Origin of the sequence: Rhodobacter sp. NTK016B (assembly GCF_017303295.1) — a bacterium.
In the GTDB taxonomy this organism is placed as follows: Bacteria; Pseudomonadota; Alphaproteobacteria; order Rhodobacterales; family Rhodobacteraceae; genus Pararhodobacter.
In genome coordinates, this window is sequence record NZ_JAFKOK010000002.1 from 380,866 (window position 1) to 396,414 (window position 15,549).

Annotated in this window: 16 protein-coding genes; 7 read left to right on the plus strand and 9 right to left on the minus strand. The window is 65.4% G+C overall.

Going from position 1 to position 15,549, the window contains the following annotated elements; genetic code table 11:
• Positions 1–158 precede the first annotated feature (158 nt).
• The 6 genes from JI664_RS04175 (at position 159) to JI664_RS04200 (ending at position 6,965) form a co-directional block, all read left to right on the plus strand.
• Positions 159–1,283, plus strand: a complete 1,125-nt coding sequence (locus JI664_RS04175; RefSeq protein ID WP_207012461.1) for an FAD-dependent monooxygenase — start codon at positions 159–161, stop codon at positions 1,281–1,283.
• A gap of 22 nt (positions 1,284–1,305) precedes the next feature.
• A complete protein-coding gene (gene dctP / locus JI664_RS04180; RefSeq protein ID WP_207012462.1) occupies positions 1,306–2,277 on the plus strand; it encodes a TRAP transporter substrate-binding protein DctP in 972 nt (323 codons plus the stop codon).
• Positions 2,278–2,345: 68 nt separating this feature from the next.
• Positions 2,346–2,846 carry a TRAP transporter small permease gene (locus JI664_RS04185; protein WP_207012463.1) on the plus strand — a complete coding sequence of 167 codons (501 nt, stop codon included), beginning with the start codon at positions 2,346–2,348 and terminating at the stop codon, positions 2,844–2,846.
• Positions 2,843–4,162 (plus strand): TRAP transporter large permease, encoded by a 1,320-nt coding sequence (locus JI664_RS04190; RefSeq protein WP_207012464.1) that lies wholly within the window; start codon positions 2,843–2,845, stop codon positions 4,160–4,162. The genes JI664_RS04185 and JI664_RS04190 overlap by 4 nt, the downstream gene beginning before the upstream one ends.
• The gene (locus JI664_RS04195; RefSeq protein WP_207012465.1) at positions 4,159–5,775 is read left to right on the plus strand and encodes a sulfatase family protein; all 1,617 of its coding nucleotides are present in this window, start codon (positions 4,159–4,161) and stop codon (positions 5,773–5,775) included. The genes JI664_RS04190 and JI664_RS04195 overlap by 4 nt, the downstream gene beginning before the upstream one ends.
• Before the next feature lie 11 nt (positions 5,776–5,786).
• A complete protein-coding gene (locus tag JI664_RS04200) occupies positions 5,787–6,965 on the plus strand; it encodes an FAD-dependent oxidoreductase (protein ID WP_207012466.1) in 1,179 nt (392 codons plus the stop codon).
• A gap of 61 nt (positions 6,966–7,026) precedes the next feature.
• Here JI664_RS04200 and JI664_RS04205 read toward each other — a convergent pair whose 3' ends face one another.
• The 5 genes from JI664_RS04205 to JI664_RS04225 are packed head-to-tail and all read right to left on the minus strand — an operon-like array spanning position 7,027 to position 10,640.
• Entirely contained in the window at positions 7,027–7,548 is a 522-nt protein-coding gene (locus tag JI664_RS04205) for a pentapeptide repeat-containing protein (protein ID WP_207012467.1), read from the minus strand.
• Positions 7,545–8,270, minus strand: coding sequence for an SDR family oxidoreductase (locus JI664_RS04210; protein ID WP_207012468.1), 726 nt, complete (start codon positions 8,268–8,270; stop codon positions 7,545–7,547). The genes JI664_RS04205 and JI664_RS04210 overlap by 4 nt, the downstream gene beginning before the upstream one ends.
• Positions 8,270–9,304 carry an aromatic ring-hydroxylating oxygenase subunit alpha gene (locus tag JI664_RS04215; RefSeq protein ID WP_207012469.1) on the minus strand — a complete coding sequence of 345 codons (1,035 nt, stop codon included), beginning with the start codon at positions 9,302–9,304 and terminating at the stop codon, positions 8,270–8,272. The genes JI664_RS04210 and JI664_RS04215 overlap by 1 nt, the downstream gene beginning before the upstream one ends.
• Before the next feature lie 38 nt (positions 9,305–9,342).
• Positions 9,343–9,669 (minus strand): recombinase-like helix-turn-helix domain-containing protein, encoded by a 327-nt coding sequence (locus JI664_RS04220; RefSeq protein ID WP_207012470.1) that lies wholly within the window; start codon positions 9,667–9,669, stop codon positions 9,343–9,345.
• Positions 9,670–9,686: 17 nt separating this feature from the next.
• A complete protein-coding gene (locus JI664_RS04225; protein ID WP_207012471.1) occupies positions 9,687–10,640 on the minus strand; it encodes a cupin domain-containing protein in 954 nt (317 codons plus the stop codon).
• Between the two features lie 85 nt (positions 10,641–10,725).
• Here JI664_RS04225 and JI664_RS04230 point away from each other — a divergent pair, with 85 nt between their 5' ends.
• A complete protein-coding gene (locus JI664_RS04230) occupies positions 10,726–11,472 on the plus strand; it encodes an IclR family transcriptional regulator (RefSeq protein ID WP_207012472.1) in 747 nt (248 codons plus the stop codon).
• A gap of 15 nt (positions 11,473–11,487) precedes the next feature.
• On the opposite strand, the gene JI664_RS04235 is transcribed toward JI664_RS04230, so the two are convergent.
• The 4 genes from JI664_RS04235 to JI664_RS04250 form a co-directional block, all read right to left on the minus strand.
• Complete coding sequence (locus tag JI664_RS04235; protein ID WP_207012473.1) at positions 11,488–12,396, minus strand: BMP family protein; 909 nt, start codon at positions 12,394–12,396, stop codon at positions 11,488–11,490.
• A 111-nt stretch (positions 12,397–12,507) separates the two neighbouring features.
• Positions 12,508–13,473 carry a Bug family tripartite tricarboxylate transporter substrate binding protein gene (locus JI664_RS04240; protein WP_207012474.1) on the minus strand — a complete coding sequence of 322 codons (966 nt, stop codon included), beginning with the start codon at positions 13,471–13,473 and terminating at the stop codon, positions 12,508–12,510.
• Between the two features lie 43 nt (positions 13,474–13,516).
• Positions 13,517–15,031, minus strand: coding sequence for a tripartite tricarboxylate transporter permease (locus JI664_RS04245; RefSeq protein ID WP_207012475.1), 1,515 nt, complete (start codon positions 15,029–15,031; stop codon positions 13,517–13,519).
• Positions 15,032–15,034: 3 nt separating this feature from the next.
• Positions 15,035–15,532: a tripartite tricarboxylate transporter TctB family protein gene (locus JI664_RS04250; protein ID WP_207012476.1), complete on the minus strand. Its 498-nt coding sequence runs from the start codon at positions 15,530–15,532 to the stop codon at positions 15,035–15,037.
• Positions 15,533–15,549 lie beyond the last annotated feature (17 nt).

Genomic DNA, 15,549 nt, shown 5'->3' on the forward strand with positions numbered 1-15,549 from the left:
AACAGCTTCTTGTGTGTCATCGTCCGTGCTCGCGGCGCCCGATTGGTCCGCCGAAGCAAAGCGCCGCTAAATTCCTTGACTGGTTTCTGGAAGCGGTCTAGCCTGTTTGAACGCTATGTTCACAATAGAACAGCCATTACTTAATACGGGGAGCTAGGATGTCGACGCTGTCCATCGGGATCTGTGGTGCGGGAATGGGCGGCTTGGCCGCCGCCATCGCCCTGCGGCAGGCCGGTCACCATGTCGAGGTTTTCGAGCGCACCGCGAAGTTCAATCGCGTCGGCGCCGATATCAACCTGACACCGAATGCGGTCTTTGCGCTCGATAAGCTCGGGGTCGGCCAATACCTGCGCCACTCGGCCGCGCGCCCCACCTTCCGCATCAGCCGCGACGGCGTCACGGGCGAGGAAACCTCGCGCTTGCCGATGAGCGCGGCGGCGGAAGAGAAATACGGCGCGCCCCAGCTCACCATTCACCGCGCTGACCTGCTGCAGGCGATGCAGGACCAACTGCCCGAGGGCTGCATCCATCTCGGCGCCAAGGTCGACCGGGTCGAGCCGGGCGAGACCGACGCGACCATCCATTTCGCCGATGGCAGCCAGAAGACCTTTGATCTGGTGATCGGTGCCGACGGCATCCATTCGCCCACCCGCACCGCGCTGTGGGGTCAGGACGAGCCCGAATTCACCGGCCTTGTGTCCTATCGCGGCGTTTTCCCGCGCGAGCGGGTCGAAGGCATGGCCGATATCGACGCCTTCACCAAATGGTGGGGCACCAGCAAGGACAAGCAGATCGTCGTCTTCCCGCTGACGCTGGGCCGCGAGATCTTCGTCTTCGCCACGACGGCGCAGGACGACTGGACCGAAGAGGGCTGGACCCTGCCGGGCGATATCAACGCGCTGCGCAGCGCTTACGCCGATTTCCACCCCGAAGCGCGCAAGATCCTCGATGCCTGCGACGAGGTCACGGCCTCGGCGCTGTTCGTCCGCGCGCCGATGGAACGCTGGGCCAAGGGCCGCGTCACGCTTCTGGGCGATGCCGCGCATCCGATGGTCCCCTTCATGGCGCAGGGCGCGTGCATGGCGATCGAGGATGCGGTGGTGTTGGCCCGTACGCTGACGAAGGCCGACGACATCGACGCCGCGCTGGCTGCCTATGAAGGCGAGCGCAAGCCGCGCACCGCGCGCATTCAGGAAAGTTCTCTGGCCAATGAATGGTTGAAGAAAGGCAGCAACGCGGATTGGGTCTATGCGTATGACGCTTGGTCCGTACCGCTCTCGTAACCAAAACCAACTGGGAGTCACCATGAAACACCTGCTTAAAAGCGCCCTTGTCGCCGCCAGCCTCGTTGGCACCGCTGCGCCGGCTTTCGCCGATGAAGTCGTGTTCAACGCCGTCACGCTGGCCCCGCGCCAGGTGAACATCACCGAACCCTTCGCGATGTTCGTGGACGAGGTGAACGAGCGTTTCGAGGGCCGTGTCCGCATCGTCTGGCGCGGTGGCCCCGAAGTGATGCCGCCGTTCCGTCAGGCCGAAGGCGTGCGCAACGGTTCGATCGACATGGCCTATACCAGCCCCAGCTATTATGGCGGTCTGGTCCCGGCTTCGCCGACGATGAACCTGTCGTTCAACGATTACGAAACCATCGCCGCGACCGATTACCACGAGCGTCTGTCCGAGCTGCACGAAGAGCAGGGCCTTGTCCTGCTGGGTGAAATCCCGGCGACGGATCTCGACTTCCTGATCTATCTCGCCGAGCCGATCGAGTCGCTCGACGAACTGCAGGGCAAGCGCATCCGCGTCTTCCCGACGCTGCTGCCGCTGATCCAGGCTCTGGGCGCCGAACCGATCGTGCTGCCGATGGAAGAGATCTTCACCGCCATGGAGCGCGGCACCGTTGACGGCTTTGTGCAGGGGCCGGTCGGCAACCACCTGCAATACGAAGGCATCGTGCATCAGGTGATCTATCCGGGCGTCTACCGCGCGGGCTTCCCGGTACTGGTCAATCCCGACACCTGGGCTGAAGTCCCGGCCGAAACGCAGGCCGAGCTGATCTCGTTCCTGCGCGACGATTTCGCACCGCGCATGGATGAAATCTGGGAAGACGATCTGGCCCAGGGCGTGGCCGAAATGGAGCAGGCCGGCTTCCAGCGTCTGGAACTGACCGGCGCCGATGAAGAAGCCTACCGCCAGATCGCCATGGACGCCGCATGGGCCACCATCGTGGAAAGCGCGGGCGAGGAAATCGCCGCCGAACTGCGCCCGATGATGGAATGATCGGCATTCACTGAAACTTGGGCGGCCGGGATTTCCCCGGCCGCTTTCTTGAAACGAGGGGACGGGCTTTGGCACTCTACACCCTGATCGTCCGTCTGTTCAGCCGGCTCAACCTTGCCTGTGCTGTGCTGGCGTCCGCGATCCTGTTCTTCATCGCGACCATCATCTTCGTCGAGGTTGTCGGTCGTGCGCTTACCGGCACATCGCAGCTCTGGGTCGTCGAGGTCAGCGAATACTCGCTGCTCTACATCACCTTCCTTGGCGCGCCCTACCTGCTTGAGAAAAACCAGCATGTCATGCTCGACGTGCTCTACAGCCATCTCAGCCCGATGGGGCAGCGCGCGGCCAGCCTGTTCAATGGCGTGCTGGGGCTTCTGGTCTGCATCGCGCTGGCCGTGGTCGGGACCAATGTCGTGCTCGACCAGATGGCGAGCGGCGTGCGCGAAGTCACGGTGATGCGGCCGCACAGCTTCTGGCTGACGCTTTCTCTGCCGCTGGGCATGACCCTGATGGCGTTTCAATTTCTGGACCAATGCGTCCGCGCAGTGACGGGCAGGGCCGAAGCATGATGGAATGGTACATCGTCGTTCTGGTCATCGTCGTGCCGCTTCTGCTGCTGATGCTGGCCGGCCTGCCCGTGGCGTTCTCGTTTCTGGTGGTGAACCTCGTCGGCGGCTACATGCTGATGGGCGGCATGTCTGGGGTCGAGCAACTGGTGCTCAACACCGTCGATTCACTGGCCAGCTTTACGCTGGTGCCTATCGCGCTGTTCATGATCATGGGCGAAGGCATGTTCCAGTCGCGTATCGCCATCGACCTGATGGATACGCTCGACAAATGGATCGGCAAGCTGCGCGGGCGGCTGGCCTTCATGGCGGTCGGCGGCGGTGTGATGTTCTCGACGCTGACGGGCAACTCGATGGGCTCGATCGCGCTTCTGGGCTCGACGCTGGTCCCCGAGATGGAAAAGCGCGGCTATAAGAAACCGATGTCGCTGGGCCCGATCCTGGGCTCGGCCGGGCTTGCGATCATGATCCCGCCCTCGTCGCTGGCCGTCGTGCTGGGCGTGGTGTCGGAACTGTCTATCGGACGCATCCTGATCGGTATCATCGTGCCGGGCCTGCTGATGGCCGTGCTCTACGCCATCTATATCCTCGTGCGTTGTACGCTCGAGCCCGATCTTGCGCCCAGCTTCGACGTGCCGCCGGTGAAGATGACAGAAAAGCTGCACGCCACGGCCGTGCATATCCTGCCACTGAGCATCGTCGTCTTCTCGGTCGTGGGCGTGATCTTCCTCGGCCTCGCCACACCGTCGGAAGCCGCAGCAACCGGCGCCTTCGCAACGCTGGCGCTGGCGGCGGTCAAGCGGCGGCTGACGTGGAAGGTGTTCTCGACCTCGATCTTCAACAGCGCCAATATCTCGGTGATGGTGCTGCTGATCGTCTCGGGCGCGACCGCCTTCACGCAGATCCTCGCCTATACCGGCGCCACCTATGGCATGGTCGACGCGATCACGTCGCTCGATGCCAGCCCCTCGATCATCGTGCTGGCGATGATCGGCGCCGTGATCTTCCTTGGCATGTTCATGGGCCCGCTGCCCATCATGCTGATCACCCTGCCGATCTTCGTGCCGATCGTCATCCAGTTCGGCTTCGACCCGATCTGGTTCGCGGCGATGTATCTGGTGGCGATCGAGACCGGCTCGACCTCGCCGCCGCTGGGTGCTGCGCTGTTCGTGATGAAAGCCGTGGCGCCGAAGGGCACGACGATGAACGACATCTACAAAGCCGCGATGCCCTTCATCATCTGTGACCTTCTGGCGATCCTGATCCTGTTCTTCTTCCCCGCTCTGGTGACCGCGCCGGTCGCCTACATGATGCGATGACGGGTCCGGATCCGAACCGCAACGAAACGGGGCGCGCCGCAACCGCGACGCGCCCCAGCTTCATCGTCTTCATGACCGATCAGCAGCGCGCGGATCATCTGGGCTGCTACGGCAACCCCGTCGTCCGCACCCCGCATATCGACGGCATCGCCAAACGCGGCGTCCGGTTCGAGAATGTCTTTACCGCGACGCCCATCTGCCAGCCCAACCGCGCCTCGCTGATCACCGGGCAGATGCCCTCGGTCAATGGCTGCCGCCAGAACGGCATTCCCGTCTCGCTCGACAGCACCACGGTTGCCGATGTGCTGCGCGCCGACGGCTATCGCACCGGGCTGGTGGGCAAGGCGCATTTCCAGAATGTCTCGCCCATCGCCGCCAAGCCCCGGATCCGACGCGGGCACGGCGAGGCACCCCAGCCCCCCTATGACATCGCGCGCCGCGATCAGCGCACCGGCCCTGAATACGGCGCCGAGACGCGCATGGCCTGGGCCCGTGAACCGGACCGCCAGCCCCCCCTGCCCTATTACGGCTTCGACCATCTCCGCCTGTGCATCGGCCATGGCGACCAGATCGAGGGGCATTACTCCGGCTGGCTGCAGGCGCGGCTGAACGGCGTCCCCGATCCGCGCGGACGGACGCAGGCGCTGCCCGATACTCAGGACGAGGCGCCGCAGATCTGGCGCACCGCTGTGCCCGAGGATCTGTATCCCACCACCTATATCGCCGAGGAAGCCTGCGCCTTTCTCGAAGACGATGACCCGCGCCCGTTCTTCCTGATTGTCTCGTTCCCCGATCCGCACCATCCCTTCACGCCGCCGGGGCGCTACTTCGATCTCTACGACCCCGACGACATCGCCCTGCCCGCCAGCTTCAATCACCCGACCGGCGCGCGCAAAGACCTGCCCGACAGCCTGCTTGCGGGCTATGCGCGCGGCGACGAAGACCGCGACGCGTACTGGCCGTTCCACGCCGATGCCGACACCACCCGCCGCATGATCGCCCTGAATTATGGCACGATCACCATGATCGACGACAAGATCGGGCAGGTTCTGGCCACGCTCGACGCCGTGGGGCGGGCGGGCGACACGGTGCTGTGCTTCATGTCCGACCATGGCGATTACATGGGCGATCACGGCACGATGCTGAAACACGGCGTTCATTCGCGCGGCGTGATCAACGTGCCGTTCCTGTGGGCCGATCCGCAGGCCGATGGCGGGACGGTTAGCCGCCTGCACGGCAGCGCCATCGATTTCGCGCCCACGGTCCTGCAGCGCGCGGGACTGAAGATCCCGGTGGGGATGCAGGGCCACGACCTGATGGCCGAAGACACGCCCGACCTGCCCGTTCTGATCGAAGATCCCGGCATGGGCATCTATGGCAACCCGGATGCCGACAGCTCGATCCGCTCGGTCGTGTTCGGCGGCTGGCGGCTCAGCGTGTTCGAAGGCTCGGATCTGGGCGAGCTTTACGACCTGAACACCGATCCCGACGAGCTGGTCAACCTGTGGTCCGATCCCGCCGCGCAGGGCAAGCGGGCCGAGATGCTGCTGATGCTGATCCAGCGTCAGATCGCGCTCAGGGACAAAGCCGTGCTCGCCACCCACCAAGCCTGAGGAGAGACGCCATGACCGGGTTGGATATTATTGCCATCGGGGCCGGTATCGCTGGCTGTTCGGCGGCCATCGCCCTGACGCAGGCGGGTCACCGCGTGCGAGTGCTGGAAAAGCAGACCGAGTGGCGGTTCCAGTCCTCGGGCATCTTCGTCTATTCCAACGGGCTGGAAACGCTCGACGATCTGGGCCTGCTTGATGACATCCTGGCCACCGGCTTTGCCGTCGATGGCGGCGAGAATGCCTATTTCGACCATCACGGCACGCCCCTGACCACCACGCATTACCCCACCGCCCGCGACGGCCGTGTGCCCGCGATCCTGGGCATCAAGCGGGCCGAGCTGCACCGCGTGCTGTCGCAACGGATGGATGCGCTGGGGGTGCGGGTAACGCTGGGGGCCGAGGTCACGGCGCTGGACCCGGCGGGCGGCGTGACGCTGGCCGATGGCACGGAACTGCGCGGCGACCTGATCCTTGGCGCCGATGGCGTGCGGTCGTGGACCCGCGCGCAGCTCGCGCCGGGGATCGAGCCGCGCTATACCGGCTTCGGCATCTGGCGCTCGGTCCATGAACGGCCCGCCGATCTGACGCAGAAGATCATGATGATGGGCCCGGCCAAGCGCTTCGGCATCATGCCGATCAGCGACGACCGGCTCTATACCTTTGGCACCGTCGCGCATCCCAAGGGGCGCCATATCGACCCGACCGACTGGCCCGGCGCCATGCGCGCGGCGCTGGCCGAATTCGAGGGCCCCGCCGCACCCTTCCTGTCGGAGCTGAACGCCGACAGCGAGATCCTGTTCACCGCCGTGGACGAGGTGGTGATGCCTCTGCCCTGGCACCGCGACCGGGTGCTGCTGATCGGCGACGCGGCCCATGCCTCGACCCCGTTCATGGGACAAGGCGGCGCGATGGCAATGCAGGACGGATTGGTGCTGGCCCGGCTTCTGGGCGCGGTCGAGGATCTGCCCGAAGCGCTGGACCTTTTCGGGACCCTGCGCCTGCCAGTCTGTCAATTCGTGCAGGATGTCTCGCGCGCGGTGGGCGAGGCGGGGGCAGACGAAGACCTCGCGAGCCTGCCCCAACGCCATGAACAGTTGCGCGCCACGGCGCAGGATGCGGTCGACGGATTCTACGCCAAGCTTCGGGCAATGAACGCCGAAGCTGACGCGAAGACCGCCGCACTGGCGTAAGGCGCGGGCCTACAGCCCCGCCTTACAGCCCGGTTTTAAAGCCCGGTTTTAAAGCCCGGTCTCAAAGCCCTGTGCGGCGACCGTCGACAACCATACCGACCTGCTCGAGCGCGTGCAGCTCGGCCCCGTCGGCCCAGGCGCCGCCCAGAACTTCGGAGCCCGAGAAATCGGCTTGGCCAGTGATCCGCGTGCCCGCCAGCGACAGGTTCGCCAGACAGATGCAGTCGCGCGCGATCAATGTGCCGATCCGCGCGTGGTCGAGCGTCAGCACGCCTTCGAATTCCGCGCCCGACAGGATCAGCGTGTCACAGACCAGGCCGTCCATGCGCAGATCGCTGCGGAACGTGGCGTCCGACAGATCGACCACGCCCGAGATCTGCGCCCGGTGCAACCACGCCATGCCGCGAAACACCGCGCGCTTGGCCGACAGGCCCGCACCGAAATGCGCGCCCGTCAGATCGAAGCTGCGCAGAACCTTGTCGTCGAGAACCACGGGCGCGTCGATGGACGCGCCCGCAAGCTCGGCATGCTCGCCATGCGCCCAGGGCCGGGTCAGACTTTCTGTCAGCGCATCGGGCGTCATGTGAACACGAAGCCCCGGTTGACCGGCAGCACCTGCCCGGTCAGCGTCAGCGCGCCTTCGGACAGCAGGAATACCACGGTGGGCGCGATATCCTCGGGCGGCTGCGGACCGGGCACGGCGCGGCCATCCTCGTACAGCTTGTGACGCGCCTCGGGGACGTAATCGGTCGAGGGCGTGGTCAGGATCCCCGGCGCCACGGCGGCGATGCCGATCCGGTCGGGGCCAAGCTCGCGCGACAGCGACCGCGTCATCGACATGACCGCGCCTTTCGACGCCGTGTAGCTCAACAGGTTCGGCGCGCCCCACAGCGCGGTATCCGAGGCCACGTTGACCACCCGCCCGCTGCCCGATTGCCGCAAGAGCGGCGCGCAGGCGCGGATCATCAGCCAGGTGCCGCGCACATTGACGCGCATCACCCGGTCCCAGGTGTCCAGCTCGATATCCTCGAAACCGATGCCGCCGATCCCGGTGGCAATGGCCCCGTTATTGACCAGCCCGTCGAGCGGGCCGTCAAGCGACGCCACCGCCGAGGCGATGCTGTCGGGCTCGCTCAGATCGACTTTGACGAAGCCCGCCTGCAGCTCGGTCGCCAGCGCGCGGCCTTCTTCCTCGGCAAGATCGGCGATGGTCAGGCGGGCCCCCGCCTCGACCACCGCGCGGGCCAGCACCGCGCCCAATCCGCGCGCGGCGCCGGTCACCATGACATGGCGTCCGTCCAGCATCACGCTGCCGAATCCTCGGCCGCGATCTGCGCCTTGGCCGCGCTGTTGAGCGCGCGGCGAAGATGGGCCACGCCGATATCGTGCTGGTACAGCATCTCGCGCTTGCGGGCGTCGTCGGGCATGCCTTCGAGCATCACGCGGTCCTGTTCCAGCACCGCCCAGTGCCGCTCTTCCAGCATCGTGCGATACAGGAAACGCCAGCTCTGACGCGCAACGCCGTCCACCTTGCGCATACGCCAGAAGAACACCTTGCAATGCGTCTCGTCGATCGGACAGACATAGCCCAGGATACGCATGTTGCCGCCCGGCCCCGCCGACGGCGGATAGGGGATGTCGAGGAAGCAGAACATCCCGCTTTCGGCGACGACGAATTCCGACCAGTCGAAATTCTCGCCCGTCTGACCCACGCGGCTGACGCGGAACCCGTCGTCGCGGCGGTCGAGTTCCAGAAGATCCTGCTTCGAGCCGAAGGCCAGCGTGAAGCTTTCAGCATGCAGGTAGCAGCCATGCATCGGGTCGGCGAGGTTATCGAGCGCGTAGCGATAGTTCACGTCCCAGACCGAGGTGCACAGGAAGCCGGTCCATTCGGGATCGGACAATTCCTTGGGCAGCGGCAGTTCGGGCGGCTCGGGGCGATCGACCGAGGGGATATAGACGAAGACCGCGTCATGCGCTTCCTGCACGACAAAGTCGCGCAGGGCCTTGCGGCCTTCCATCGCGCAATCGGGCATGGCGGGCACGCGCTGTACGGTGCCGGTGCCGTCGACGATGACACCGTGATAGCGGCAGCCGATATTGCCGTCATGCACTTCGCCGTAGCTCAGCGGCGCGCCCCGGTGCGGGCAGTAATCCTCGATACAGCGGATCTTGCCACTGCGGTCGCGCCACAGGACGATCTTCTCGCCCAGAACCTTGGTGCCATAGGGCCGGCTGGCCGAGATCTGCACCGATTTGGCGACCGGGTACCAATGTCCGCGAAGCCCCTCGTTCACACGGGCTTCGATCCTTGCTTTGGTGGCTGGGTCAGTCAGCATTCTCTGTCTCCCTCGCGGTTCTTGATCCGCGGCGTCGGTCAGGCGCCGATGCCGTTCTCGGCATAGGCGGCGTCATAAGCGTCATTGATGGCGGTGAGTTCGGCTTCGAAAAGCGCGGCATCCCAGTCGGTGCGGCCCGAAACGGGGGCTTTCACGCCCCGCTCGGTCAGCGCCTTGGCCACGCCCGCGGGGTCGCTGACCCCGCCGCCGTAGATCTCCATCATCGCTTCGGCCAGCGCGTGCTCCTCGGCCGAGGGCGCCCGGCCGGTGCTCTGATGCGCCAGTTCGGCGCGGCCCGGCTCGCTCAGCGCGGCGGCCATCACATCGGTGAAAGCGTCGCGCGACTTTTGCTGCTCAGTGCTCATGGCGTTCCTCTTTGTCCTCAGGCGGGCTGATAGGCGAAATCGTCGTTTTCGGCCTGACCGATCACGGTCCACAGGGTGGTGGCGCCGGCGCTGTTGTTGCGGATGTAATGCGCCTGACCGGCCGGGGTACGCACCAGATCGCGCGGGCCCAGTTCGATCACCGCCTCGTTGCCGTTATCGTCCACCCAGACGACCTCGATCGAGCCTTCAAGGCACATGATGGCGTCTTCGACCTTGCGGGTGAAGGGCTTGAGCGTGCAGCGCGACGGAACGCCCCACATTTCCTTGCGGCAACTGTCGTTGTTCACCGCGCCCGGCGCGTCGCCGACATAGATCTTGCGGGTAAAGCCCGCGTCTTCCCAGATCGTCGGCAGCTCGGTGTGGCGCACGACGAATTTCGCCATCAGCTCTTGCAGCGGATGCGTGCCGTTGCGGTCGAAAGGCAGCGTCTTGCCCGGCTCGGCGCCGAACGAACGCGCCAGTTCTGCAGGGTGGTCCTTGGGGTGATAGCGATAGACCGGCGGCAGCGGCTTGCCCACATCGACCGAGATCGACATCAGCACCGGCTCGACCCCATCGACGCGGAAGCCATGCGCCACTTCGCGGGCGTTCAGGATCATGTCCTTGGGACCGAGATTGACCTCGACCACCTCGCCGTCCTTTTCCCAGCCGACGATCAGCGCACCGTCGATCATCAGGAAGCTCTCTTCGACCTCGTGGCTGTGGCACGCGGCATAGCGGCCCGGCTCTTTGTAGATCAGGCTCAGCGTGAAGTTCTCAGGCTTGATGGTGGTCGTGTCGCCGACCTTGGGCGAGCCCCCCGCACCGATATAGCGCATCTGCGCGCGCTCAAGCTCGGGGAAGCCCACATTCGACGGGAACGCTTTCCAGTCGAAGCTTTTGTCGACGAAACGCCCGGTGCCGGCATCGAGCGCGGATTGAAGATCGGAGACTGCGTTCTGAATGTTCATATTTGCACCCATTGTTCATGTTGGCTTGACACGACAATAGCCAAAGGTGTTTCAAGGGGAACCAACCGTTTTACGGGTGAAACGCGTGAGTGATTCCAAAGACCCCTATCTCGTCCCCGGCCTGATGCGCGGGCTGGCCGTGCTGCAGGCCTTTACCCCGCTCAAGCCCGAGCTGACCCTGACCGGCATCGCCAAAGAGCTGGGCATCACCCGCTCGGCGGCGTTCCGTACCGTCCATACCCTTGTTTCCGAAGGCTATCTTCTGGCCACGCGCGAAGGCACCTGTTACCGGCTCGGCCCCGCCGTGGTGCGGCTGAGCTACGGCTATCACGCCAGCCGCGAATTGCTGGAAGTGGCGCAGCCGGTACTGGCAAAGGTGCGCGACCTGCACGACTGGTCCACGCATCTGGGCGTGTTGGACGGGCGCCATGTGCTGTACCTGATGCGTCTGCCCGCGACGGGCGGGTTGTCGTCGCTGGTGCATGTCGGCAGCCGCCTGCCCGCCGCGACCACGGCGATGGGTCGCGTTCTGCTGTCGGGAAAACCCGAGAGTTTCCTGCGCAAGCTTTATGACGATCTCGAACCGCGCGCCATCGACGCGATCCTGACCCGCGCAGCCGAGGACCGCGAGACCGGGCATGTCGCAGGCATCGGCAGTTTCGAGAGCGGCTTGTCGAGCATGGCCGCGCCGGTGCTGGACCTGACGGGCGAAGTCGTTGCCGCGATCAGCGCCACCCGCTCGACCGAAACGATCCCCGACGAGGTCGCCGCTTCGCTGAACGAGGCGGGCGACAAGATCAGCCGCGGACTGGGCTGGCGCCCCTCACACTGAGCGCGCGGGCCCGCGTCAGGCAAATTCCACCTCAGGCCCGGTATAGGTGGTCGCGGGCAGCAAACGGCCCTGTGCGAGTTCTTCCGCCACCATCGTGATTTCGTCCATCACGGTTGCGGGGACATCGGGCGCCAGAGACAGCCGGATCGCATCGGTCGTGGCAAGCCCCATGGGCACCACAATGTCAGGCGAAATCCCGGCCAGCATATCGCGAATCGCCCGTTCGACACCCCGGTCAATGCCTGCCATCGCCGAGCCCACGAAAACTGCCGGATCCACCGCGCACCAGTCGATCACATTGCCGATCTGGCGGATTGCGGCGCTGCGGCAGGCCTCGATTGCCCCGGCGCGCGCGGCGTTGAGCATGGTGAAGAGGATATCAACCCCCTCGCCCGCCAGCGCTTCGGTCCAGGCGCGGGTGACAGTGCTGTCGTCCTGCGTGCCGCAAAAGCCCGTCAGTACCCGCACCGCCGGATCGGCCTGTGCGACACCCGACACGAAGGCCGCGCGCCCCTTGAGCCCGGGCGTGACCCGGTGGCCCGACAGATGCCCGACGATGCCGCTGCGCGTCATTCGTGCCGCCAGCACCCCGGCCAGAAACGCCGATTCCTCCTGCAGCACATCGTAGCTGGCAAGGTTCGGCCCCGTCACCTCGCCCTGCACGACGGCGAAAGCGGTGTCGGGACGGGCGGCGGCGACGGCGGGCGTGACGCGGTTGCCCTGCCCGCCGACGATGATACAGCCATCGGCGCGCCCGGCGGTGGCCAGAAGCGCCTGCTCGATGGCGCGCTCTTCATACGGCAGGCCGGTGACGATCTCGATCTCGGCCCCCGGAATGTCGCGCGCGCGCTCGGCGCCCTGAAGGCCGCTTGCGTTGAAACCCTGATCGTGGAGCTCACCCACGAAAACGACAGCAATCTTCATGCATATACCTCGGACACGAGCGGCCATGGGGGCGCTCGGGCAGAAAGGCCCGGGCGGCAGGCGCCCGGGATAAGGGTTCAGGAACGGAACGCGCGCGGCGACGGAACGCGGTCAGCCGCCATTCACATTCGCCGACAGGATCAGCGGGCGCCATGTCTCGATCGTGCCGCCGACAAAGCCGGTGAACTCATCGGAGGTCATCACGGTATGGGTGATCCCCCATTGCGCAAGCTGATCGACCACCGGCTGCATCTCCATGATGGCTTCGACCGTGTCGTGGATGGTCTGCACCATCTCGGGATCCATCCCCGCAGGCCCCGACAGGCCGGTCCAGTTCTCGATCACCACGTCATAGCCCAGTTCACGGAAAGTGGGGATCTGCGGGAAAAGCGGCGAGCGCGCGGGCGCGGCCAGCGCCAGCGGCAGCGTCTCGCCATCGTTGATCAGGTCCCGGTTCTGCGCGAGCATGTCGTAATAGCTTTCCAGCACCCCGGCGCGGAAATCCTGAATCGCGGGCGCGCTGCCCTGATAGGGAACGTGGATCTGCTCGATCCCCAGCGCGCTGTCGACCGCCTGCCCCAGAATATGCGTGATCGAGCCCACGCCGGACGATCCATAGGTGATGCCGTGCTCGTTGGCATAGGCGATGAAGTCGTCAAGCGTGGCGATGCCCATCGTCGGCTGAACGTACAAAGCGGGGGTCGAGGCGCCGAGATAGGCGATATGGGTGAAGCCCGCCATCGGGTCATAGGGCAGGCTGTCGAACTGCGTAGGCGCGATGGTGAAGGGCGCGTTGTTGCCCAGAATCAGCGTCGTGCCGTCGGGCGCCTGCTGGGCTACGTAATCGGCCGCCACGGTGCCACCCGCGCCCGGACGGTTATCGACGACGGCACGCTGGCCGAATTCGCTTTCGAAATATTGCGCAAGGATACGCGCGATCAGGTCCGAGGTCCCGCCCGGCGGGAAGGTCACGACGATGCGCACGGGCTCGTCGGTCCATGCGCCCGGCTCGGCCAGCGCGGTCGAGCCCATCAGGGCGGCGGCAAGGGTCAGGGCAGTAGCAGCGCGAAAACTCATCGGAAGGCAACCTTTGTTGGGAGGAGACGAAGAAACGAGGGGATCATTCGGCCGAGCGCATCGCACCGCGCATCCGCCGCTTGGCGCGCAGGGCCGAAAGGATGGACCAGACCAGAAGGACGACGGTCAGCACGATCAGCACGCCGCTGATCGGACGGGTCAGGAAGACGCTGGGATCACCGCGCGACAGCAGCATGGCACGGCGCAGTTGCTCTTCCATCATCGGGCCCAGCACGAAGCCGATCAGCAGCGGCGCGGGCTCGAAGCGGAACAGCCGCATCAGGTATCCCGCCCAGCCAAAGGCCAGCGTCAGCCAGACGTCGAAGACGTTGTTGTTGATCGAATAGACGCCGACGCAGATCAGCACGATGATCGTCGGGTACATGTATTTGTAGGGGATCTGCAGCAGCCGCACCCACAGCCCGATCAGCGGGATGTTGAGGATCAGCAAAAGAATGTTGCCGATCAGAAAGCTCGCCACGAGTCCCCAGAACAGGTCCGAATGATCGACCAGCAGCCGCGGCCCCGGCACGATGCCGTGGATCATCAGCGCCCCGATCACCAGCGCCATCGAGGCCGAGCCGGGCACACCCAGCGTCAGCGTCGGGATAAAGGCGGTCTGCGTGGCCGAGTTGTTGGCCGCTTCGGGCACCGCGACGCCTTCGACCGCGCCCTGTCCGAAACGGGCGCGCGCAGGCGAGATCTTCTTTTCGACCGCATAGGCCACGGCCGAGGCCACGGTCTGCCCCGTGCCGGGCAGCGCACCGAAGAAACTGCCGATGCCGCCGCCGCGCAGGATCGGCGCGAACATTGCCTTCCATTCCGCGCGGGTCGGGTAGAATTGGCGGTAATCGATCTGGTTCTGATGCGCGCCCGAGGCATTGGCCTTGATCGACACGATCAGCTCGCCCACGCCGAACAGCCCCATCGCCACGATCACCAGCGACACGCCGTCGCGCAGTTCGGGAATGCCCATGGTGAAACGCTCGGCCCCGGTGGTGATGTCGACGCCGATCGTGCCCAGCATCAGCCCCGCGACGACCATCGCCACGCCCTTGACCGGCGAGCCGTTCGACACCGCCGAGGCCGCGACAAGGCCCAGCAGGATCACAGCGAAATACTCGGTCGGTCCGAAATTCAGCGCCAGCTGCGCCAGAACCGGCGCCAGCACCGCCATGACCACCATGCCGATCATGCCGCCCCCGAACGACGCGATGGCGCTGGCGAACAGGGCGACGCCCGCGCGGCCCTGCCGGGCCATCGGGTAGCCGTCGATACAGGTGATGGACGAAGACGGCGTGCCGGGGATGTTCATCAGGATCGACGCAATCGACCCGCCATATTCTGCGCCGTAATAGACGCCCGCGATCATCACCAACGCCGAGGTCGGCTCGAGATAGAAGGTCAGCGGTAGGATCATCGCAATCGCCGCCATCGAGCCGATGCCCGGCAACACGCCGATGAAGGTGCCCAGCGTCACGCCGATGAAGCAGTAAAGCAGGTTCTCGGGCTGCAGCGCGACCAGAAGTCCGTGGCTGAATCCGGCGATGATATCCATAGCTCAGATCCCCTTGAACGCATCAAAAGGCAGGCCCAGCGCACCGATGAACAGCCCCCAGCAGCCCAAGGCCACGATCCCGCCCAGCAACAGCTTGCCCCGCCATGGCAGGCTGGGGTCCGGCAGGCTGGCGATGATGACGGTCAGGAACACGCCGGGCACCAGCCCGATGCGCTCGACGCTGGCGGCAAAGACCATCAGCGCCGCGCCAATGGCGGCGAAGGCCAGCCAGTCGGGCCGTTCGGCATCCGAGGTGTCGCGCAGATCCATGAAGATGATCGCCACCGACAACAGCGCCAGCGCGAGCCCGGTAAGGACCGGAAATGCCCCGGTCCCCAGACGGCGCGGCGAACCGACGCCAAGCGCGATCCCGCCCCAGATGAAAACCACGCTCAGCGCCAGCAGCGCCACGCCACCCAGCGCGCCCAGCCATGCATGGGGCGGGCTTGCGGTGTCCTCGGCCTTCTGAAGCCGCTGAAAGAAAGAGATGACGCTGGGCATGGCCGGTCCTTTCGGGG